This is a genomic window from Streptomyces sp. NPDC058619 (genome assembly GCF_042717785.1).
Taxonomy (GTDB): Bacteria; Actinomycetota; Actinomycetes; order Streptomycetales; family Streptomycetaceae; genus Streptomyces.
On the sequence record NZ_JBHXQN010000002.1, the window covers coordinates 258,824 to 280,609 of the forward strand.

Sequence of the window (21,786 nt, forward strand, 5' to 3'; positions counted from 1 at the left end):
AAGCCCGGGAGGCCGCCTGCGGCCGAGCGGTGCGAGCCCGGCATCCAGGATGGTCATGGCGGGCGCGGTGTCGGAGTTCCGTACACCGTTGTACGGACCGTATGAGGGGTCCTCCCGTTCGGGAGGGGCCCGGCGGCCCGGAGGCCGCCGGGGTGCGGCGGGTCAGACGGTGAGGGAGCGGTCCGTCGGCTTGACCGGGTACGGGAGGGCGCTGGTGCCCGTCAGGAAGCGGTCCACGCCGCGGGCGGCCGAGCGGCCCTCCGCGATGGCCCACACGATGAGCGACTGGCCGCGGCCGGCGTCCCCGGCGACGAAGACGCCGTCGACGTTGGTCGCGTAGGCCGCGTCGCGCTCGATGTTGCCGCGCGCGTCCAGCGCCAGGCCGAACTGCTGGACCAGGCCGTTCTCCTGGTCCGTGCCCGTGAAGCCCATCGCCAGGGTGACGAGCTGCGCCGGGAGGACGCGCTCGGTGCCGGGCTTCGAGGTGAGCTTGCCGTCGACGAACTCCACCTCGGTGAGGTGCAGCGACTGGACGTTGCCGTCCTTGTCCCCCTCGAAGTGGGTGGTGGAGACGGAGTAGACCCGCTCGCCGCCCTCCTCGTGGGCCGAGGTGACCTTGTACAGCATGGGGAACGTCGGCCACGGCTGGTGGGTGGGCCGGTCCTCCGACGGGCGCGGCATGATCTCCAGCTGCGTGACCGAGGCCGCGCCCTGGCGGTGGGCGGTGCCCACGCAGTCCGCGCCGGTGTCGCCGCCGCCGATGACGACGACGTGCTTGCCCTCGGCCGTGATGGGGGGCGCCATGAAGTCGCCCTCCTGCACCTTGTTCGCGAGCGGCAGGTACTCCATCGCGAAGTGGATGCCGTTCAGCTCGCGGCCCGGGACCGGGAGGTCGCGGGAGACCGTGGCGCCGGCGGCGATGACCACTGCGTCGAACCGCTTGCGCAGGTCGGTGGCGGTGATGTCGCGGCCGACCTCGATGCCGGTACGGAACTTGGTGCCCTCCGCGCGCATCTGCTCGATGCGGCGGTTGATGTGCACCTTCTCCATCTTGAACTCGGGGATGCCGTAGCGCAGCAGCCCGCCGACGCGGTCGGCGCGCTCGTACACCACGACCGTGTGTCCGGCCCGGGTCAGCTGCTGGGCCGCGGCGAGACCCGCCGGGCCGGAGCCGATGACGGCGGCGGTCTTGCCCGACAGCCGCTCGGGCGGCTGCGGGGTGACGCTGCCGTTGTCCCACGCCCGGTCGATGATCGAGACTTCGACGTTCTTGATCGTGACGGCCGGCTGGTTGATGCCGAGCACGCACGCCGACTCGCACGGGGCCGGGCACAGCCGCCCGGTGAACTCCGGGAAGTTGTTCGTGGCGTGCAGGCGCTCGGACGCCGCCGTCCAGTCCTCGCGGTACGCGAAGTCGTTCCACTCCGGGATCAGGTTCCCGAGCGGACAGCCGTTGTGGCAGAACGGGATGCCGCAGTCCATGCAGCGGCCGGCCTGCTTGCTGATGATCGGGAGCAGGGAGCCCGGAACGTAGACCTCGTTCCAGTCCTGGAGCCGGTCGGTCACGGGACGGGTGCAGGCGGTCTCGCGCGCTGTGGTGAGGAAGCCCTTCGGGTCAGCCATGGGTCGCCGCCTCCATCATCTTCTCAGTGGTCTCGGACTCCGAGAGTCCGGCCAGCTCAGCGGCGTCCTTGGCGGCGAGCACTGCCTTGTACGTGGTCGGGATGATCTTGCTGAATCGATCCGCCGCGGCGGACCAGTCAGCGAGGAGCTTCGCGGCCACGGTCGAGCCGGTCTCCTCCTCGTGGCGCCGCACCACACCGTGCAGCCACTGCTTGTCCGTGTCGGACAGGTCGGTCTCGACGGCTCCCGCGTTGCCGAGGTTGACGTTGTCCGGGTCGAGGTCGATGACGTACGCGACGCCGCCCGACATGCCGGCCGCGAAGTTGCGGCCCGTCTCGCCGAGGACGACCGCCCGGCCACCGGTCATGTACTCGCAGCCGTGGTCGCCCACGCCCTCCGAGACGACCAGCGCACCGGAGTTGCGGACGCAGAAGCGCTCGCCGGTGCGGCCGCGCAGGAACATCTCGCCGCCGGTCGCGCCGTAGCCGATGGTGTTGCCGGCGATGGTCGAGTACTCGGCGAGGTGGTCGGCGCCGCGGTCCGGGCGGACCACGATCCGGCCGCCGGAGAGGCCCTTGCCGACGTAGTCGTTGGCGTCGCCCTCCAGGCGCAGGGTGATGCCCCGCGGAACGAAGGCGCCGAAGGACTGGCCGGCCGAACCGGTGAAGGTCAGGTCGATGGTGTCGTCGGGCAGGCCCGCGCCGCCGAACCTCTTCGTGACCTCGTGGCCGAGCATCGTGCCGACGGTCCGGTTGATGTTGCGGATCGCGACCTGGGCGCGCACCGGCTGGGCCTGCTCGGCCGTGTCGGCGTTCAGCGCGTCGGCGGCGAGCTTGATCAGCTCGTTGTCGAGGGCCTTCTCCAGACCGTGGTCCTGCTCGATGAGGGCGTGGCGGACCGCGCCCTCGGGCAGCTCGGGCACGTAGAAGAGGGGCTCCAGGTCGAGGCCCTGGGCCTTCCAGTGCGTGACGGCCTTGGTGGTGTCGAGCAGCTCGGCGTGGCCGACGGCCTCTTCGATCGTGCGGAAGCCCAGCTCGGCGAGGATCTCGCGGACCTCCTCGGCGATGAACTCGAAGAAGTTGACGACGAACTCGGGCTTGCCGGAGAACCGGTCACGCAGGACCGGGTTCTGCGTGGCGATGCCGACCGGGCAGGTGTCCAGGTGGCAGACGCGCATCATGACGCAGCCGGAGACGACGAGCGGCGCGGTCGCGAAACCGAACTCCTCGGCGCCGAGCAGCGCGGCGATGACCACGTCGCGGCCGGTCTTGAGCTGGCCGTCCGTCTGGACCACGATGCGGTCGCGCAGCCCGTTGAGCAGCAGCGTCTGCTGAGTCTCGGCGAGGCCGAGCTCCCAGGGACCGCCCGCGTGCTTCAGCGAGGTGAGCGGCGAGGCGCCCGTACCGCCGTCGTGGCCGGAGATGAGGACGACGTCCGCGTGGGCCTTGGAGACACCCGCGGCGACCGTGCCCACGCCGACCTCGGAGACCAGCTTCACGTGGATGCGGGCCGCCGGGTTGGCGTTCTTCAGGTCGTGGATCAGCTGGGCGAGGTCCTCGATGGAGTAGATGTCGTGGTGCGGCGGCGGGGAGATCAGGCCCACGCCCGGCGTGGAGTGCCGGGTCTTGGCCACCCACGGGTAGACCTTGTGGCCGGGCAGCTGGCCGCCCTCGCCGGGCTTGGCGCCCTGCGCCATCTTGATCTGGATGTCGTCCGCGTTGACCAGGTACTCGCTCGTCACACCGAAGCGGCCGGAGGCGACCTGCTTGATGGAGGAGCGGCGCGCCGGGTCGTACAGGCGGTCCGGGTCCTCGCCGCCCTCGCCGGTGTTGGACTTGCCGCCCAGCTGGTTCATGGCGATGGCGAGGGTCTCGTGGGCCTCGCGCGAGATGGAGCCGTACGACATGGCGCCGGTGGAGAAGCGCTTGACGATGTCGGCTACCGACTCGACCTCGTCGACGGAGATCGGCGGGCGGGCCGCCGCGCCCTCGGTCTTGAAGCCGAAGAGCCCGCGGAGCGTCATGAGGCGCTCGGACTGCTCGTTCACCCGGTCCGTGTACTGCTTGAAGATGTCGTACCGGCGGTTGCGGGTGGCGTGCTGGAGGCGGAAGACCGTCTCCGGGTCGAACAGGTGCGGCTCGCCCTCGCGGCGCCACTGGTACTCGCCGCCGATCTCCAGCGCGCGGTGCGTGGCGGCGATGCCGGAGGCCGGGTACGCCTTGGCGTGGCGCGCGGCCACCTCCTTGGCGATGACGTCCAGGCCGGCGCCGCCGATCTTGGTGGCGGTACCGCTGAAGTACGCCCCGACGAACTCCTCGTTCAGGCCGACGGCCTCGAAGACCTGGGCGCCGCGGTAGGAGGCGACGGTGGAGATGCCCATCTTGGACATGACCTTCAGGACGCCCTTGCCGAGCGCGTAGATCAGGTTCTTGATGGCCTGCTCCGGCTCCAGGCCGGACAGGAAGGTACCGGCGCGCAGCAGGTCCTCGACGGACTCCATGGCGAGGTACGGGTTGACCGCGGCCGCGCCGTAGCCGATGAGCAGCGCGACGTGGTGGACCTCGCGGACGTCGCCGGCCTCGACCAGCAGGCCCACCTGGGTGCGCTGCTTGGTGGCGATGAGGTGGTGGTGCACGGCGGAGGTGAGCAGCAGCGACGGGATCGGCGCGTGCTCGGCGTCCGAGTGGCGGTCCGACAGGACGATCAGGTGCGCGCCGTTCGCGATGGCCGCGTCGACCTCGCCGCGGATCTCGTCCAGGCGGGCGGCCAGCGTCTCGCCGCCGCCGGAGACCCGGTAGAGGCCGGAGAGCGTGGCGGCCTTCATGCCAGGCATGTCGCCGTCGGCGTTGACGTGGATGAGCTTGGCCAGCTCGTCGTTGTCGATCACCGGGAAGGGCAGGGTCACGCTGCGGCAGGACGCGGCGTTCGGCTCCAGCAGGTTGCCCTGGGGGCCGAGCGAGGACAGCAGCGAGGTGACGAGCTCCTCGCGGATGGCGTCCAGCGGCGGGTTGGTGACCTGCGCGAACAGCTGCGTGAAGTAGTCGAAGAGCAGCCGGGGCCGCTCGGACAGGGCCGCGATCGGGGAGTCCGTACCCATGGAGCCCAGCGGCTCACCGGCGGTACGGGCCATCGGCGCGAGGATGACGCGCAGCTCTTCCTCGGTGTAGCCGAAGGTCTGCTGGCGGCGGGTGACCGAGGCGTGGGTGTGCACGATGTGCTCGCGCTCGGGCAGGTCCGTCAGCTCGATCTCGCCGGTCTCCAGCCATTCGGCGTACGGAGCGGCGCCGGCCAGCTCGGCCTTGATCTCGGAGTCCTCGATGATCCGCTTCTGGGCGGTGTCGACGAGGAACATCTTGCCGGGCTGCAGGCGGCCCTTGCGGACGACCTTGGCCGGGTCGATGTCGAGCACGCCGACCTCGGAGCCGAGGACGACGAGGCCGTCATCGGTGACCCAGTAGCGGCCGGGGCGCAGGCCGTTGCGGTCGAGGACCGCGCCGACCTGGGTGCCGTCGGTGAAGGTGACGCAGGCCGGGCCGTCCCAGGGCTCCATCTGCGTGGAGTGGTACTTGTAGAACGCGCGCAGCGCCGGGTCCATGGAGGTGTGGTTCTCCCACGCCTCCGGGATCATCATCAGCACGCTGTGCGGCAAGGAGCGCCCGCCGAGGTGGAGCAGTTCCAGGACCTCGTCGAAGGAGGCCGAGTCGGAGGCGTCCGGGGTGCAGATCGGGAAGATGCGCTCCAGGGCGCCCTCGCCGAACACTCCGGAGGCCAGCTGGGACTCGCGGGCCTCCATCCAGTTGCGGTTGCCCTTGACCGTGTTGATCTCGCCGTTGTGCGCGACGAAGCGGTACGGGTGGGCGAGCGGCCAGGACGGGAAGGTGTTCGTCGAGAACCGGGAGTGGACCAGGGCGAGCGTCGACGCGAAGCGGCGGTCGGAGAGGTCCGGGAAGAAGGGCTCCAGCTGGCCGGTGGTCAGCATGCCCTTGTAGACGATGGTGCGCGCGGAGAGCGACGGGAAGTACACCCCGGCCTCGCGCTCGGCGCGCTTGCGCAGCACGAACGCCCTGCGGTCCAGCTCGATGCCGGTGCTGCCTCCCCCGGAGCCTTCGGCCTGGGAGGTACCCCCGGCGACGAACAGCTGGGAGAAGGCCGGCATGGTGGCGCGGGCGCCGTTGCCGAGCAGGTCGGGGGTGACGGGCACCTCGCGCCAGCCGAGGACCGTGAGGTCCTCCTCGGCGGCGATGGCCTCGATCCGCGCGACGGCCTGTGCGGAGCCGTCGGCGGGCAGGAAGGCGATGCCGACGGCGTAGGCGCCGGCTTCGGGGAGCTCGAACCCGGCCACCTCGCGCAGGAACGCGTCCGGCACCTGGGAGAGGATTCCGGCGCCGTCGCCCGAGTCGGGCTCGGAGCCCGTCGCGCCGCGGTGCTCGAGGTTCCGCAATACGGTCAGCGCCTGCTCGACCAGCGTGTGGCTGGCCTCGCCGCTGAGGTTGGCCACGAAGCCGACGCCGCAGGCGTCGTGCTCGTTGCGCGGGTCGTACATGCCCTGCTGGGCGGGGCGACCGTCCATGGGCGACCAGGCAGTGGTGCTGGGGCCGGTCGCGGAGTGCGTGGATGCGGAACGCATCGGCTCTCCCGTCGTCGTCGTGGCATATGTGCATAGCCGAGGGACGACGTTGGCCCTCTGCGAAATTTCGTGCAGATTACATGATGACGACAATCCCGAGAAGCGGATACGCCATTCCAGCATGCGGACAGTGCACGGGGCAGAAAAGTGGGACCTTCGCGGGCGAATCAGCTTGCGATCACGGGCCGAAGGTCCCGGCGCGAGGGGCATCGTTGCCCCTGGGCGCCTCCCGGTAGGGACCGGGGAGACGCGATGGTGTGATGCCCGGCGGACACGGAAGCGAAACCGCCGAGTAACGAACTACTTATGTCGCGTACTGCATAGTGTCTCACTCCCTGCGCGGTCAGCCTACGGCCCCACCGATCCAGGTTCCCAGGATGTACGTCACACCCGCGGCCGCGCCACCCAGGACGAGCTGGCGCAGTCCGCTGTACCACCAGGACCTGGCCGTGACCCGCGAGACGACCGCTCCGCAGGCGAACAGCCCCACCAGCGCCAGCAGCACAGCCGGCCACAGCGACACGGCCCCGAGCAGGTACGGCAGCAGGGGCAGCAGCGCGCCCAGCGCGAAGGAGCCGAACGAGGACACCGCCGCGACCATCGGCGACGGCAGGTCCTCGGGGTCGATCCCGAGTTCCTCGCGGGCGTGGATCTCCAGCGCCTGTTCCGGGTCCCGGGAGAGCTGCATGGCGACCTCGCGGGCGAGGGAGGGGTCGACTCCGCGCGAGGCGTAGAGCTCCGCCAGCTCCTCCATCTCGTCGACGGGGTGCTTGCGCAGCTGCTGGCGCTCCACGTCGAGTTCCGCGAGGACCAGCTCGCGCTGCGAGGCGACGGAGGTGTACTCGCCGGCCGCCATCGAGAACGCGCCGGCCGCGAGGCCCGCCAGCCCGGTGATCACCACGACGTGCGGGGCGACGGCGCCGCCGGCGACGCCGGTCATGAGGGCGAGGTTGGACACGAGCCCGTCCATCGCGCCGAAGACCGCCGGGCGCAGCCATCCGCCGTTGACGTCGCGGTGGGTGTGGTTGTCGCGGTGGGCGGCGTGCAGCGGTGCTTCGATGTCGATGATGGACATGGCGGCGCCTTTCTCCCCTTTTGTACGAATGGGTACGCGAATTCGCCACGCGGCCGACGCGCGGACACCCACTCCCCCTGACCACCTCGAACCTACGCCCGATTTTTGCCGCCCGCCAGCAAGGAAGGCCGTACTTACCTGCGGTTTTACGGATCGGCGACCGGGTGACGAGAGCCCGCGCGGGGTGTTTCGCGGCGAGCGACAAACCTCATGTCATGGAACAAATCCCCCAAGGGCTCATCATGAGTCCCATCAAGTGGAGAGGCGCGCCATGGAGCTGATTGCATGCAATCCGCAGGTCCTCCTCGAACGGGCCAGGGGTGCTCTTCTGGGGCTCGCGGTCGGTGACGCGCTGGGCGCCCCCGCGGAGAACATGAAGCCGTCGGAGATCCGGGCCAAGTGGGGCCGCATCGAAGGCTTCGTGTCGGACGACCCGGCGGGCACCGACGACACCGAGTACGCGATCTTCTCCGGGCTCCTGCTTGCCCGGCACGGCTCGGCGCTCACCGTCGCCCACGTGGAGCGGGCCTGGCACCACTGGATCGCGGACCTCGACGAGGGCCCCTTCCGCGGCGCGGGCTTCTCGGAGCGCGGCACCCTGGAGAACCTCCGCCGGGGCCTCGCGGCTCCCATCTCCGCGCAGCACCGGCACGCCTGGTCGGACGGGCTGGCGATGCGGGCGGCGCCCTTCGGGGTCTTCGCGGCCGGCCGCCCGGCCGAGGCGGCGCGGCTCGTCGCGATCGACGGCTGCGTGAGCCACGACGGGGAGGGCATCTACGGCGGCCAGGCCGTCGCGGCGGGCGTCGCCGCGGCGATGGCCGGCGGGTCCCCGGCCTCCGTGGTCTCGGCGGCACTGTCGGTCATCCCCTCCGACTCCTGGACGGCCCGCTCCCTGCGGCGCGCGGTGACCGCCGCCCCGCGCGGCGAGCGCGCCGTGCGCTCGGCCGTCGTCATCGGCGGCTACCCGTGGACGGACCTGGCCCCGGAGGCCGTCGGCCTGGCCTTCGGCGCGTTCGCCGCGTGCGGGGGCGACTTCGCCGCCTCCGTCCTGACCGCCGTGAACATGGGGCGCGACGCGGACACCACGGCGGCCGTGGCGGGCGCCCTCGCCGGTGCGATGTCGGGGGCCGCGGCGATCCCCGTCGCCTGGGCGTCGGCCATCGGCCCGGTCCGCGGCAGCTGCCTCCCCTCGATGCGGGGCTACCACGTCCTGGACATCGCGGACCTCCTCACCCCCGAATACGAGACCCCCCGGTGACCCCGCCCCCGTACACCCCGGACCCCGCGCCCCCCCACCCGGCCCCGGCGGGCCCCACCCCCGCCATCCCGGCGGCCCCGGCCCCGGCGGGCCAGGCGTCCCCGGCCGGGACTGCCGCCCGCCGGCCCGACCCGGCCATCCCGGGCACGGAAGCCCCGAGCGCACCGGTCCCGGACCCGGCAGCCGCCCGTCCCAGCGCACCCGACCCGGCAGCCCCGGACCCGGCTCCCGGCGGCCCGGCGGCCCCGGAGCCCGGCACCGCACGCCCCGCTCCCCCGCGCTGGACGGCCGCCGCCCCGCGGACCACCGCCGTCCCGGCCCCGGACACCCCGGGCGCGCCGGGCGGCCCGCGCCCCCAGGACGGCCCGAGCGCCCAGGAGGCCCCGGACCTGCGGGACGCCCCGGCGGACCCCGCCGCGCCGGGGATCCCGGGCCCGGGCGGCGGCGGCCCGGGGCCCCGTACCGCCGCCGCGGGGCTCGCACCCGTACCGGACTCCGCGCCGCGAGCACCCCGTACGGCCGGGGTCCGGATCGCCGAGCGCCCGGCCGTGCGCCCCGCGGACCTCCCCCGCCCGGAGCCCCGTACCGCCGCGGACGTGACCGGCGGCGCGGTCGACCGGCGGCGGATCGAGGGGCTGCTGCTCGGGCTCGCCGCCGGGGACGCGGCCGGCTGGCCCGCCGCCCGCCACCGCGCCAGCCGGATGCCCGAGTGGACCCGGCGCCTCACCCGGGAGCTCGACACCTTCGCCGAGCAGAACGCCACCACCACCCTCCCCGTCCCGATCGCCCTCAACCAGCCCCCGGAGCCGCTGCGCCTCGGCCCCAGCGACGACGCCGAATGGGCGGCCTTCGCCGCCGAGTCCGTGCTCACCGCCGCCGGGGTCCTGCTCAGCGACCTCTCCCGCTCCCGCCGCATGCGCGCCGCCATCGACCTCGCGTGGAACGCCCTCGCCTCCGAGGTCGCCGCGGCCGCGGAACGCGCCCCCGAGGTCGAATCCGCCGTGCTCCCGCTCCGCGCCCGGATCTCCGTCCGCGCCGGCCTGGGCAACCTCGCCGCCGGCCTGCGCCCGCCCGCCACCGGCCACGACAACCCGCACTACTTCGACGACGCCGCCTGCGTCCGCGCCTGCGTCCTGGCGGTCGTCCACCCCGGCTCCCCGGCCGCCGCCGCGGACCTGGCCGAGTTCGACGCCCGCTACACCCAGGACGGCGACGGCGTCCACGGCGCCCGCGCGATGGCCGCCGCCATCGCCACCGCCCTCGCCGGCGCGGACGTCGACGCCGCCGTCGAGGCCGCCCTCGCCCAGCTCCCCGACTCCACCGAGATCGGCCGCAACGCCCGCCACGCCGTCGGACTCGCCCGCACCCACCTCCGTGCGAGCGCCGACGGCGGCGCCTTCGCCATCGTCCCCACCCTCGAACACGAGATCGTCGACCACGTCTACAGCTACGGGATCGCCGCCGCCGAGACCGTGCCCGTCGCCCTCGCCCTCGCGACCGCCGCCCGCGGCAAGGTGGCGGAGGCCGTTCCGGCCGCCGCCTGCCTGTCCCGCGTCGCGGACTCCGCCCCCGCCCTCGCCGGCGCCCTCACCGGCGCGCTCGGCGGCGGCGACTCGATCCCCGCCGCCTGGCGCATGGCCTGCCGGACCCTGTCCGGCTGCGCCCTCCCCCGCCTCGCCGGCACCGACCTCGTCGCACTCGCCGCGCTGCTCGCGCGTACGGAACTCACCTCACCCAAGGGATGATTCGGACATGACGCTCACGTTGGAGGACCGGGCCCACGGCGCCCTCGTCGGAGCCGCCGTCGGTGACGCGCTGGGCGGCCCGGTGGAGGGCTGGACCCCGGACCAGATCGTGGACCGGCACGGCGGCCGCGTCCACGGCATCGTCGGCCCCTGGTACGAGGACTGGCGCACGGCGCGCCCCATCGCCCCGTACCACAAGGGCGACGGACACGTCACGGACGACACCTTGATGACGCACGCGCTGGTACGGGTCTACGAGACCGTGCGCGACCACCTCGACGCCTACGCGGTCGCCGACCACCTCGTCCCCGACCTGATGGGCAACCCCCGCTGGATCCCCGAACTGGAGGCGGAGGCACTGCCGTTGCAGCGGATCTTCCTCGCCGAGAAGTGGATCGTGACCCGGCTGCACTACGCGCACGTGGACCCGCGCGAGGCCGGCAGCGGCAACATCGTCAACTGCGGTGCGGCGATGTACATGGCTCCGGTGGGCATCGTCAACGCCGGCAACCCGGAGGGTGCGTACGCGGAGGCGCTGGACGTCGCGGGCGCACACCAGTCCTCGTACGGGCGGGAGGCCGCGGGCGTGTTCGCGGCGGCCGTGGCGGCGGCGTGCGTCCCCGGCGCCACCGCCGCCTCGGTGGTGGACACCGCCCTGGACCTGGCCAAGGACGGCACCCGCGCGGCCATCGCGGCAGTCGCCGAAGCGGCCTCCCGCCACCGGGACTTCGAGTCGGCCCTGGTCCCGCTGCGGGCGGCGGTGGCCCCGTACGACTCGGTGGGCCCGGACTATCGCAAGCCGTCCCTGGGCGCCCGGCGCCCGTCCCGTCTGCACTCCGTCGAGGAGCTCCCCGTCGCCCTCGGCATGCTGCTGGTCGCGGACGGCGCGTACGAGACCTCGGTCCTCGGCGCGGTCAACTACGGCCGCGACTGCGACTCCATCGCCACCATGGCGGGCGCGATCGCCGGGGCCCTGGGCGGGGAGTCCGCCGTCCCCGAGGCCTGGGCCAAGCAGGTCGCCGAGGCCAGCCGCCTCGACCTGCACGCGCCGGCGGCCGCGCTGGCCGCGGTGGCCCGCGAGGTCTTCGCCCTCGACCGCTCCCGCCGCCGCACCCACGAGGTCGCCTTCACCGCGATCACCACCCCCCGATGACCGGCCCCGACCCCACCCGGGCCCCCGCACCCCCGAGGCCGGCTCCCGAGCCCACCCCCACACCGACCACATCACCCCCGGCCACGCCCGTCGGCCCACTCACGTCCACCACCCGATCCACACCGCCCCCGGCCACCCACCAGACCACGCCCATCGACCCACTCCCGCCCACCACCCGAACCACACCGCCCCCGGCCACCCACCAGACCACGCCCATCGACCCACTCCCGCCCACCACCCGAACCACACCGCCCGACGCGTCCCCGGCCGGGGACGGCCGAATCCTCGGCGCCGACGCCCCCCTCGGCTTCCGCGCAGCATCCGGAACCCGGGCAGCCCGGGAGGGCCCCGCCGCCCCGGGCCCCGCCCCGGGCCCCGCCGAGGCAACCGCCGGGGGCACCGCCGAGGCAACCGCCGGGGGCACCGCCGAGGCCACCGCCGAGGTCGCCGTCACCGCCCTCGCCCGGCGCGGGCCGGAGCCGGAACGGCCGGCCGGGCGGAGGCCGCCGGCCGCCACCGCGCCGCCCGCCACCGCGCCGACGGATCCCGGCGCCGTACGGGCGGCGTCCCCGGGCCGGTCCTCCCCGCGCCCGGCCGCGGATCCCGCCGGGCAGGGCGTACGGGTCACCTGGGCGCAGCCCGAGGACCTCATCGGGCACGAGCTCCGGCAGGCGGACGAGGACGGCCGGGACCCCGGGCCCGCCCGCCGGGCCTGGCTGGCGGCCGGCGGGCATCCCGCGCCCGAGCGGGCCGGTGCCTCCCCCGGCCCGGCCGACCCGGAGCTCCGCGCCCTGGCCGCCCGGCTGCTGGACGAACTCGCCCTGTTGCCCTCGCCGTTGGCCGCCGACGAGCCCGTGTCCTGGGAGGCGGTCCGCGCCACCTGGCCGGACGGCGTCCCCGGCCCGATCGGGACACCGGGCCCGCCCGACGGCACCCGGCCGGGCCCCGGCGCCCCGGGCCCGTCCGCACCGGAACCGGCCCCCGCCGCCGATCCCCGCCTCGCGGCCCGGCTGGAAGCCGCCTGGCTGGGGCGGGCCGCCGGGTGCCTGCTCGGCAAGCCCGTCGAGAAGCTGCCCCTGGCCGTCATCCGGGCGCTGGCCCGCGCCACCGGGAACTGGCCGCTGAACCACTGGTTCACCGCCCGCGGCGTCCCCCCGGAGCTGCTGGCCGCCCATCCCTGGAACCGCCGCTCGGCCCCGACCTCCCTCGCCGAGAACATCGACGGCATGCCCGAGGACGACGACCTCAACTACCCCCTCCTCGGCCTGCTCCTGCTCCAGCGGCACGGCAAGCGGTTCACCACCGCCGACGTCGCCCGCCTCTGGCTCGACGAACTGCCCGCCGGACGGACCTTCACCGCCGAGCGCGCGGCCTACCGCAACCTCCTCCTCGGGCTGGAGCCGCCCGCCACCGCCGCCCACCACAACCCGTTCCGCGAGTGGATCGGCGCCCTCATCCGCGCCGACGTCCACGGCTGGACCCATCCCGGCGACCCGGCCGCCGCCGCGGCCCAGGCGTACCGGGACGCCACCCTGACCCACACCGGCAACGGCGTGTACGCCGCGCTCCTCGTCGCCGCCGCCACCGCCGAGGCCGCCACCGGCGACACGGACGTCCACGGCGCGCTGCGGGCCGGGCTGGCGGTCGTACCGCCCCGCTCGCGCCTCGCCGAAGCCGTCCGGTTCGCGATCGCCGCGGCCGCCGCGGAGCCGGACTTCGACCGCGTCGTCGACGCCCTGCACGCGCGCTACGGTCACTACCACTGGGTCCACGCCGTCCCCAACACCGCCCTGATCGCGGCCGCCCTCACCCACGCCGACGGGGACTTCACCCGCTCCGTCTGCCGCGCCGTGTCGGGCGGCTGGGACACCGACTCCAACGGGGCCACGGCCGGGGCCCTCGCCGGGCTGCTCGCCGGCTCGCCGGACGCCCTCCCGGAGCGCTGGACCGTCCCGCTGAAGAACCGCCTGTCCACCACCGTCCCCGGCTTCGACGGCACCGGCTTCGACACCCTCGCCCACCTCACCGCACAGGAGGCAGCACGCTCATGACGGCCATCGCCGTGCTCGGCAGTACGAACATGGACCTCGTCGCCTACGTCCCCAAGGCCCCCCGCCTCGGGGAGACCGTCACCGGCACCGCCTTCCGCACCGTGCCCGGCGGCAAGGGCGCCAACCAGGCCGTCGCGGCGGCCCGCCTCGGCGGGACGGTGGTGATGATCGGGGCGGTCGGGGCCGACGAGTTCGGCGTACGGCTGCGCTCCGCGCTCGCCGCGGCCGGGGTCGAGACGGCCGCCCTGCGCACGGTGGAGGGGGCCAGCGGCACCGCCCACATCACCGTGGACGACGAGGGCGGCAACAGCATCATCGTCATCCCCGGCGCCAACGCCCGCGTCACCGGGCTGGAGGCGGGCGACGACAGCCGCATCGCCGCCGCCGGCGCCCTGCTCCTCCAGCTCGAACTGCCCCTGGAGGCCGTCCTCGCCGGAGCCCTCGCCGCCCGCGCGCACGGGGTCCGCACGGTCCTGACCCCGGCCCCGGCCCGGCCGCTGCCGGCCGAACTCCTCGCCGCGACCGACCTCCTGGTCCCCAACGAGCACGAGGCGGCGTCCCTCACCGGGCTCACCGACCCGCGCCGGGCCGCGGCCGCGCTGCTGGACGAGGTACCGGAGGTGGTCGTCACGCTGGGGGCGGCCGGGGTCCTGTACGCCGCGCGCGGCCGCGAACCGCTCACCGTGCCCGCGCCCCGGGTCCGGGCCGTGGACACCACCGCGGCCGGGGACACGTTCGTCGGCGCCCTCGCCGTGGCCCTCGGCGAGGGCCGCCCGATGCCGCACGCGCTGCGCTGGGCCTCCGCGGCGGCCGCGCTCTCCGTCCAGCGGCCCGGAGCCCAGGACTCGATGCCCACCCGCGCGGAGGTGGACGCCTTCGCCGCGCCCCCGCCCGGCACCGACGCCCCGCCCGGCACCGACCGCAAGACCAGGCCCGCCACCGCCCCGGCCTCCGGCACCGGCCGCAAGACCGCGCCCGACACCAACCCGGCCTCCGGCACCGACCCCAGGACCAGGCCCGCCACCGCCCCGGCATCCGGCTCCGCGGCCGCGGACCGGGCAGCCCCAGAAGCCTCGCCCGGCCCCGGAACCCCGGTCGTCCCCGGGTCGGCCGGCGGCTCCGGAGCCGCCTCGTGACCCCCTCCGGTGCGGCCCCCGGCCCCGGCCCGCGCGCATCCACCACCGGCGCATCCCGCACCGCCACCGGCACCCGTCGGACCGCCGGCCCGGCACCCGGCCCCGCGGCACCCGCCCCGGGCCCCTTGCAAGGGCTCCGTGTCCTCGACCTCGCCACCCTCTTCGCCGGACCCCTCGCCGCCACCCTGCTGGGCGACTTCGGCGCCGAGGTCGTCAAGGTCGAGCACCCCGGCCGGCCCGACCCCTCCCGGGGCCACGGCCCCGCCAAGGACGGTGTCGGCCTGTGGTGGAAGCTGCTGGGCCGCAACAAGCGGACCATGACCCTCGACCTGTCCACCCCCGGCGGCCGGGACGTCCTGCTGCGCCTCGCCGCCACCGCGGACGTCGTCGTCGAGAACTTCCGCCCCGGCACCCTGGAGAAGTGGGGCCTGGGCTGGGCCGAGCTGTCGGCCGCCAACCCGCGGCTGGTCCTGGCCCGCGTCACGGCGTTCGGCCAGCACGGGCCGTACGCCCACCGCCCGGGCTTCGGCACCCTCGCCGAGGCGATGAGCGGCTTCGCCGCGATCACCGGGGAGCCGGAGGGGCCGCCGACCCTGCCGCCCTTCGGCCTGGCGGACTCGATCGCCGCGCTGACCACCGCGTACGCCGTGATGACCGCGCTCGCCGGACGCGACCGCACCGGCGCCGGGCAGGTCGTGGACCTGGCCATCATCGAGCCGATCCTCACCGTGCTGGGCCCGCACCCCCTCTGGTACGACCAGCTCGGCTACGTACAGCCCCGCACCGGCAACCGCTCCACGAACAACGCGCCCCGCAACACCTACCGCAGCCTCGACGGGCGCTGGCTCGCGGTATCCACCTCCGCCCAGTCCATCGCCGAGCGCGTGGTGCGCCTCGTCGGCAGGCCCGAGCTGATCGACGAGCCGTGGTTCACGACGGGTTCCGGCCGGGCCGCCCACGCTCCCGTGCTGGACGAGGCCGTCGGCGGCTGGATCGCCCAGCGCAAGGCGGACGAGGTCCTGGCCGCCTTCGAGGACGCCCAGGCCGCGGTCGCGCAGGTCTACGACGTACGGGACGTGATGGAGGACCCGCAGTACGCGGCCCTGGGCACCGTCACCGAGGTCGAGGACCCCGAACTCGGCCCGATCCGGATGCAGAACATCCTCTTCCGGCTCTCCGAGACCCCGGGCGGCATTCGCTGGGCCGGCCGCCCGCACGGCGCGGACACCGAGGAGGTCCTCGCCGAACTCGGCCTGACGGGGGCCGAGGTCAGCGCGCTGCGGACGGAGGGGGCCCTGTGATCCTCACCTGGCTCTACGCACCGGGCGACCGTCCGGCGGTGGTGGCCAAGGCCCTGGGCTGCGGGGCGGACGCCGTCATCGTGGACCTGGAGGACGCCGTACCGGCCTCCCGCAAGGAGTACGCCCGCTCCGCCACCGCCGAACTGCTCGGCGAGCGGCCCCCGCTCCCCGTCCACGTACGCGTCAACACCCTCGACTCCCCCTGGGGCGGCGCCGACCTCGCCGCCCTGGCCGGACTGCACGGCCTCGCCGGCCTGCGGCTGCCCAAGATCAGCTCCCCGGAGCAGATCACCACCGTCGCCGACCGCACCGGCGGCGTCGGCCTGCACGCCCTCCTGGAGTCGGCGCTGGGCGTGGAGCGCGCGTACGAGATCGCCCGCGCCCACCCCTCCCTGCGCGGCCTCTCGCTGGGCGAGGCGGACCTGCGGGCCGACCTCGCCGTCAGTGCCGAGTCGGGGCTGGACTGGTGCCGGTCCCGGGTGGTCGTGGCGGCGCGGGCCGCGGATCTCCCGCCCCCGGCCCAGTCGGTGTTCCCCGACATCCGGGACCTGGAGGCACTGGCCGCCTCCTGCGCCCGCGGCCGGTCCCTGGGCTTCCTCGGCCGGGCGGCGATCCACCCCCGCCAGCTGCCGGTGATCGAGCGGGCCTACGTCCCCGCGCCAGAGGAGGTGACCGCCGCCGAGGAGGTGATCGGCGCCGCCCGCGCCACCCCGGGCGCGCTGGCCCTGCCCGACGGCAGGTTCGTGGACCCGGCGGTGGTGGCCGCGGCCCACCGCACCCTGGCCCTGTCCCGCCGGGCCGCCACGCGGTGAGGGCGGCGGCGCCCGGCCCCGGCACGCGCCGCCCGGGGGAACGCAGGAGGGGCGCCGCGCGGTGCGCGGCGCCCCTCCTGGAACGTTCCGGTCAGGCCTTTCCGGCCTCCGGGGTCCCGCCCTCGGCCGGCTCCGCCTTCCGCAGGTCCGCCGTGACGGCGCCCTTCGGCTCGGCCGCGGCCCCGGCCGGCGCGGCGTCCGCGGGCTCGGCCTTCGTCAGGACGGGCGCCTTGGACTCCGCGGCCGCCTCCGTCGCGGCGCCGCCGGCCGGCTTCGCGCCGGACACGGCCTCGCCCTTGGCGGCGCCCTGGTCCGCGTCCTTGTCGGTGTCCTTTGCGGTGTCCCGGGCTCCGGCCACGTCCGTGGCCGTGTCCCCGGCCGCGTCCCCGGCGTCGCCGCCGGTCCCGCCCTTGTCCTTGTCCTTCGCCGCGCCGGAGGTCTCCGGCTCGACGATCTCCTCGCGGCCCGGCCGCAGCCTGGCCGACAGCACCAGGTAGACAACGGCCAGGACGAAGACGACGATCGACGTCCAGACGTTCAGCCGCAGGCCCAGGATGTGGTGCGCCTCGTCGACCCGCATGTACTCGATCCAGCCGCGGCCCGCGCAGTACGCGGCGACGTACAGCGCGAACGCCCGTCCGTGGCCGAGCGTGAAGCGGCGGTCGGCCCAGATCACCAGCACGGCGACGCCGACGCACCAGAGCGACTCGTACAGGAAGGTCGGGTGGTAGGTGCCGGCGACGCGGTTAGCGCCCTCGCTGATCTCCACCGCCCACGGCAGGTCGGTGGCCCGGCCGTACAGCTCCTGGTTGAACCAGTTGCCCCAGCGCCCGCAGGCCTGGGCCAGCGCGATGCCCGGGGCCAGGGCGTCCGCCCAGGCCGGCAGCGGGATCCCGCGCAGTCGGCAGCCGATCCAGGCACCGACCGCGCCGAGCGCGATGGCACCCCAGATGCCGAGGCCACCCTCCCAGATCTTGAAGGCGTCGACCCAGTTGCGGCCCTCGCCGAAGTACAGCTGGTAGTCGGTGATCACGTGGTAGAGGCGGCCGCCGACCAGCCCGAACGGCACCGCCCACACGGCGATGTCCGCGACCGTCCCCGGCTTGCCGCCTCTGGCGACCCACCGCTTGTTGCCGAGCCAGACGGCGACGAAGACGCCGACGATGATGCAGAACGCGTAGCCGCGCAGCGGGATCGGTCCGAGATGGATCACGCCGGTCGACGGGCTGGGGATGTAAGCAATGTCCATGGCAGAGCTGACGCTACCCTGCCGGGTGGTGCGGACCGCAACCACCCGGCAAGCCGAAACCAAATCCACACACGGCCCAGGGGCCGCTCAGTTCGCTCAGTTCCCGGACGTGCCGCTCGACGACCCTCCCGACGACCCGGTGGACGACCCGGCGGACGAGCCCGCGGACGAGCCGTCCGCGCCGCCCTTCGAGGCCGTCCGCGACCCGCCGCCCGAGGGCGTGGCCGACGGCGGGGCCTTCGTGCCGGCGCCCGCACCGCTGCCGTCGCCCTTGCCGGTGCCGCTGCCGGACGTCGCGTCCGCCGACGGCGAGGACTTCCCCGCCCCCTTCGCCGCCCCGGTGCCGGAGGCGCCCGTGGCCGAGGCCTCGACCTTCTCCTTGAGCTTCTGCGGGGTCAGCGGGTTCGCCTGGTCGGCGAAGATGTCCTTGCCGTCCAGGAGCACGGTCGGGGTCCCCCGGAACTTGCCCTCCCGGAAGGCCTCGTGCGACTTGGCCACCCAGCTGTTGTGGGTGCCCTCCTCGACGCAGGCCCGGAACGCGGGGGTGTCCAGTCCCTCCACCTTGCCCGCCAGCTCCAGCAGCCTGGCGTTCTTGCCGAGGGCGTCGTCGACCTCCTCCGGCTGGTTCTGGAAGAGCACGTCGTGGTACGCGGAGAACTTGCCGGCGTCCTGCGCGCAGGCCGCCGCGTTGGCCGACTTCAGCGAGCCGCTGCCGCCCATGTTCCCGTCGATGAGCGTGACGATGCGGTAATCGACCTTGAGCAGGCCCTTGGCCTCCAGGTCGTGGACGGTGTCCCGGTACTGGTCCTCGAAGCCCTTGCAGGCGGGGCAGCGGAAGTCCTCCCACACGGTGAGCGTGGACTTCGCCTCGCCCTTGCCCGTCTGGATGGCGAGCGCGTCCTTGCCGGTGGCCCCCGAGGGGGCGACCACCGGGCCCGCCTTGTCGGCGCCGCTCTTGCCGGTGTTGGCCGCGATCAGGCCGACGACAGCGGCCAGGCCGAGGACGCCGACCACCGCCGCCGACACGACGAGGGTCCGCCGGCGCTTGTCCCGGGCCTTTTCCCGCTGGCGCTCCTCCTGGAGTCGCTCCCGGGCCGATCGTTTCGTCGCATCGCGGTTCGCACCGTCGTTCTTCTCGCTCACGTTCCGCCAAACGAAGCAGGGAGGCACTCGCGTGCCTCCCTGCCCCCACTTCCACCCGATCGGGCTACAGAACCCGTCCGGAAACCGCTCCGCGTCAGCTCCTGCGTACGCCTTCCGCAAGCTCGGCCGCAAGCGCGCGCACCCCGGCCAGCCCGGCCGGCAGGTCCGGGGCGTCCAGCAGCAGCTTCACGAAGGCCGAGCCGACGATGACGCCGTCGGCGAAGGCGGCGACCTGCTTGGCCTGGACGGCGTTGGAGACGCCCAGCCCGACGCAGACCGGCAGGTCGGTGGTGGCGCGGGTGCGCGTCACCAGCTCCTCGGCCTGGTTGCCGACCGATTCGCGGGTACCGGTGACGCCCATGAGGGAAGCGGCGTAGACGAAGCCCGAACCGGCCGCGGTGATCGTGGCCAGGCGCGCGTCCTTGCTGCTGGGGGCCACGACGAAGACGGTCGCCAGACCGTGCTTCTCCGCGTGCTCCCGCCACAGGGCGGACTCCTGGACCGGCAGGTCGGGCAGGATGCAGCCGGCGCCGCCCGCCGCGGCGAGCTCGGCCGTGAACCGCTCGACGCCGTAGCGGTCGATGGGGTTCCAGTACGTCATCACCAGGACCGGGGCGCCGGTGGCCGCGTGGGCCTCCCGTACGGTCCGCATCACGTCAGCGATCTTCACGCCGCCGCGCAGGGCGATGTCGTCGGCGGTCTGGATGACCGGGCCGTCCAGGACCGGGTCGCTGTGCGGGAGCCCGATCTCGACGATGTCGGCGCCGCCCGCGATGACGGCCTTGACGGCCTCGATGCCGCCGTCGACCGTGGGGAAGCCCGCCGGGAGGTAGGCGACCAGGGCGGCCCGGTCCTCGGCCTTCGCCTTGGCGAGGGTCGCGCTCAGCAGGTCGATGGTGCCGGTTCCCGTTCCGGCCGGGGTGGTGGCGTTCACTTGTCGTCCCCTTCGGAGAACTCGTTCTCGGCGACTTCCCCGTCGGTGTCGTACAGGCCGAAGTAGCGGGCGGCGGTGTCCATGTCCTTGTCGCCGCGGCCGGACAGGTTGACCACGATCAGGCCGTCCCCGCCCAGCTCCCTGCCCAGCTCCAGGGCTCCGGCCAGGGCGTGCGCCGACTCGATGGCCGGGATGATGCCCTCGGTGCGGGACAGCAGCCGCAGGGCCTGCATGGCGGCGTCGTCGGTGACCGCGCGGTACTCGCCGCGGCCGGAGTCCTTGAGGTAGGAGTGCTCCGGGCCGATGCCCGGGTAGTCCAGGCCGGCCGAGATGGAGTACGGCTCGGTGATCTGGCCCTCCTCGTCCTGGAGGACGTACGAGCGGGAGCCGTGCAGGATCCCGGGCTCGCCCGCGGTCAGCGTGGCCGCGTGCTCGCCGGTCTCGACGCCGTGTCCGGCGGGCTCGAAGCCGACCAGGCGCACGTCCGCGTCCGGGATGAAGGCGTGGAAGAGGCCGATGGCGTTGGAACCGCCGCCGACGCAGGCCGCGACGGCGTCGGGCAGCCGTCCCGCGCGCTCCAGGATCTGGCGGCGGGCCTCGACGCCGATGACGCGGTGGAAGTCGCGCACCATGGCCGGGAAGGGGTGCGGGCCGGCGACCGTGCCGAAGAGGTAGTGGGTCCGGTCCACGTTGGCGACCCAGTCGCGGAACGCCTCGTTGATGGCGTCCTTCAGGGTCCGGGAGCCGGACTTCACCGCGATGACCTCGGCGCCCAGCATCCGCATGCGGGCCACGTTCAGGGCCTGGCGCTGCGTGTCGATCTCGCCCATGTAGACGGTGCAGTCGAGGCCGAAGAGTGCGCAGGCGGTGGCGGTGGCGACGCCGTGCTGGCCGGCACCGGTCTCGGCGATGACCCGCGTCTTGCCCATGCGCTTGGTGAGCAGCGCCTGGCCCAGCACGTTGTTGATCTTGTGCGAGCCGGTGTGGTTGAGGTCCTCGCGCTTGAGGAAGATGCGCGCGTTGCCCGCGTGCTCCGCGAAGCGGGGCACCTCGGTGAGGGCGCTGGGCCGGCCGGTGTAGTGGACCATGAGCTCGTTGAGCTCGGCGGCGAAGGCCGGGTCCCCCTTGGCCTTCTCGTACTCGACGGCGACCTCGTCCACGGCGGCGACGAGCGCCTCCGGGATGAACTTGCCGCCGAAAGCACCGAAGTAACCCTCGGCGTTGGGGACGTGACCGTCCGGGTCCGGAATGAAGAACTCGCTGGACATGTCCAGTGCTCCTACGGGTGCGAGATGCGGCGGGGTGCTGTTCACCGTATTGCGCCGCCCGCCCGTGACGCTCAAACCCCGCTGGGGCGTGGCGTGCGTACGGTCCGGAGCGGCCCGTGCCCGGAGCCGGCGGCTCGGGGGCACAGGGCCGTACGGGGACTCCGCGCGGCACTCGCCGCGCGGCGTTCCTCGTCTACGGCGCGCTGGGGCGCCGCCATCGCATGCCGTTGACCTGACCGGGCTCGGAGCCGATCACGTACCGGACCCGGCGCCCGTGCACCCGTCGCGCCGGGGCACGGCAGCCGCGGGGGCGGCAGCCGCGCGCCAGCGGCGCGTGCACCGTCGGCACTCCGGCCCGGCCGCGGAGGCCGGGTCGGGTGCGGACGGAGGGGCGGTCGTGGGTCACGGGAC

At 74.3% G+C, this 21,786-nt stretch carries 13 protein-coding genes and 2 pseudogenes; 7 read left to right on the top strand and 8 right to left on the bottom strand.

What is annotated here, in order from left to right; translation table 11 throughout:
- Nucleotides 1-162: 162 nt before the first annotated feature.
- From ACFWTC_RS03375 to ACFWTC_RS03385, 3 genes are all read right to left on the bottom strand, one after another.
- Nucleotides 163-1,623: a glutamate synthase subunit beta gene (locus ACFWTC_RS03375; protein WP_384025667.1), complete on the bottom strand. Its 1,461-nt coding sequence runs from the start codon at nucleotides 1,621-1,623 to the stop codon at nucleotides 163-165.
- On the bottom strand, nucleotides 1,616-6,193 hold the full coding sequence (gene gltB, locus ACFWTC_RS03380; RefSeq protein ID WP_383928616.1) for a glutamate synthase large subunit: 4,578 nt from the start codon (nucleotides 6,191-6,193) through the stop codon (nucleotides 1,616-1,618). The genes ACFWTC_RS03375 and gltB overlap by 8 nt, the downstream gene beginning before the upstream one ends.
- A 400-nt stretch (nucleotides 6,194-6,593) precedes the next feature.
- Nucleotides 6,594-7,325 (bottom strand): VIT1/CCC1 transporter family protein, encoded by a 732-nt coding sequence (locus ACFWTC_RS03385; protein ID WP_383928601.1) that lies wholly within the window; start codon nucleotides 7,323-7,325, stop codon nucleotides 6,594-6,596.
- A gap of 271 nt (nucleotides 7,326-7,596) precedes the next feature.
- Between ACFWTC_RS03385 and ACFWTC_RS03390 the strand changes: the two genes are divergently transcribed.
- The 7 genes and pseudogenes from ACFWTC_RS03390 to ACFWTC_RS03420 all read left to right on the top strand — a co-directional run bounded on the left by ACFWTC_RS03390 (nucleotide 7,597) and on the right by ACFWTC_RS03420 (nucleotide 16,781).
- The gene (locus ACFWTC_RS03390; RefSeq protein WP_383928603.1) at nucleotides 7,597-8,583 is read left to right on the top strand and encodes an ADP-ribosylglycohydrolase family protein; all 987 of its coding nucleotides are present in this window, start codon (nucleotides 7,597-7,599) and stop codon (nucleotides 8,581-8,583) included.
- 596 nt (nucleotides 8,584-9,179) lie between these two features.
- The gene (locus ACFWTC_RS03395) at nucleotides 9,180-10,328 is read left to right on the top strand and encodes an ADP-ribosylglycohydrolase family protein (RefSeq protein WP_383928619.1); all 1,149 of its coding nucleotides are present in this window, start codon (nucleotides 9,180-9,182) and stop codon (nucleotides 10,326-10,328) included.
- A gap of 7 nt (nucleotides 10,329-10,335) precedes the next feature.
- A complete protein-coding gene (locus ACFWTC_RS03400; RefSeq protein ID WP_383928605.1) occupies nucleotides 10,336-11,481 on the top strand; it encodes an ADP-ribosylglycohydrolase family protein in 1,146 nt (381 codons plus the stop codon).
- 650 nt (nucleotides 11,482-12,131) lie between these two features.
- Nucleotides 12,132-13,532 (top strand): ADP-ribosylglycohydrolase family protein, encoded by a 1,401-nt coding sequence (locus ACFWTC_RS03405; protein WP_384025784.1) that lies wholly within the window; start codon nucleotides 12,132-12,134, stop codon nucleotides 13,530-13,532.
- A pseudogene (gene rbsK / locus ACFWTC_RS03410) lies at nucleotides 13,529-14,413 on the top strand (ribokinase); the annotation flags it as partial. The gene ACFWTC_RS03405 and the pseudogene rbsK, both read left to right, overlap by 4 nt.
- 380 nt (nucleotides 14,414-14,793) lie before the next feature.
- The gene (locus ACFWTC_RS03415; RefSeq protein WP_383928607.1) at nucleotides 14,794-15,969 is read left to right on the top strand and encodes a CaiB/BaiF CoA transferase family protein; all 1,176 of its coding nucleotides are present in this window, start codon (nucleotides 14,794-14,796) and stop codon (nucleotides 15,967-15,969) included.
- Nucleotides 15,966-16,781, top strand: coding sequence for an HpcH/HpaI aldolase/citrate lyase family protein (locus ACFWTC_RS03420; protein ID WP_384025670.1), 816 nt, complete (start codon nucleotides 15,966-15,968; stop codon nucleotides 16,779-16,781). Before ACFWTC_RS03415 ends, ACFWTC_RS03420 begins: the two co-directional genes overlap by 4 nt.
- Nucleotides 16,782-16,872: 91 nt before the next feature.
- On the opposite strand, the gene lgt is transcribed toward ACFWTC_RS03420, so the two are convergent.
- The 5 genes and pseudogenes from lgt to trpM form a co-directional block, all read right to left on the bottom strand.
- On the bottom strand, nucleotides 16,873-18,030 hold the full coding sequence (lgt, locus tag ACFWTC_RS03425; RefSeq protein WP_384025674.1) for a prolipoprotein diacylglyceryl transferase: 1,158 nt from the start codon (nucleotides 18,028-18,030) through the stop codon (nucleotides 16,873-16,875).
- 351 nt (nucleotides 18,031-18,381) lie between these two features.
- Nucleotides 18,382-19,173, bottom strand: a pseudogene (locus ACFWTC_RS03430) (DsbA family protein); the annotation flags it as partial.
- A gap of 94 nt (nucleotides 19,174-19,267) precedes the next feature.
- Complete coding sequence (gene trpA / locus ACFWTC_RS03435; RefSeq protein ID WP_383923965.1) at nucleotides 19,268-20,107, bottom strand: tryptophan synthase subunit alpha; 840 nt, start codon at nucleotides 20,105-20,107, stop codon at nucleotides 19,268-19,270.
- Nucleotides 20,104-21,375, bottom strand: a complete 1,272-nt coding sequence (trpB, locus tag ACFWTC_RS03440) for a tryptophan synthase subunit beta (RefSeq protein ID WP_383923967.1) — start codon at nucleotides 21,373-21,375, stop codon at nucleotides 20,104-20,106. Before trpB ends, trpA begins: the two co-directional genes overlap by 4 nt.
- A 193-nt stretch (nucleotides 21,376-21,568) precedes the next feature.
- Entirely contained in the window at nucleotides 21,569-21,781 is a 213-nt protein-coding gene (gene trpM, locus ACFWTC_RS03445) for a tryptophan biosynthesis modulator TrpM (protein WP_383923969.1), read from the bottom strand.
- Between the last annotated feature and the right edge of the window lie 5 nt (nucleotides 21,782-21,786).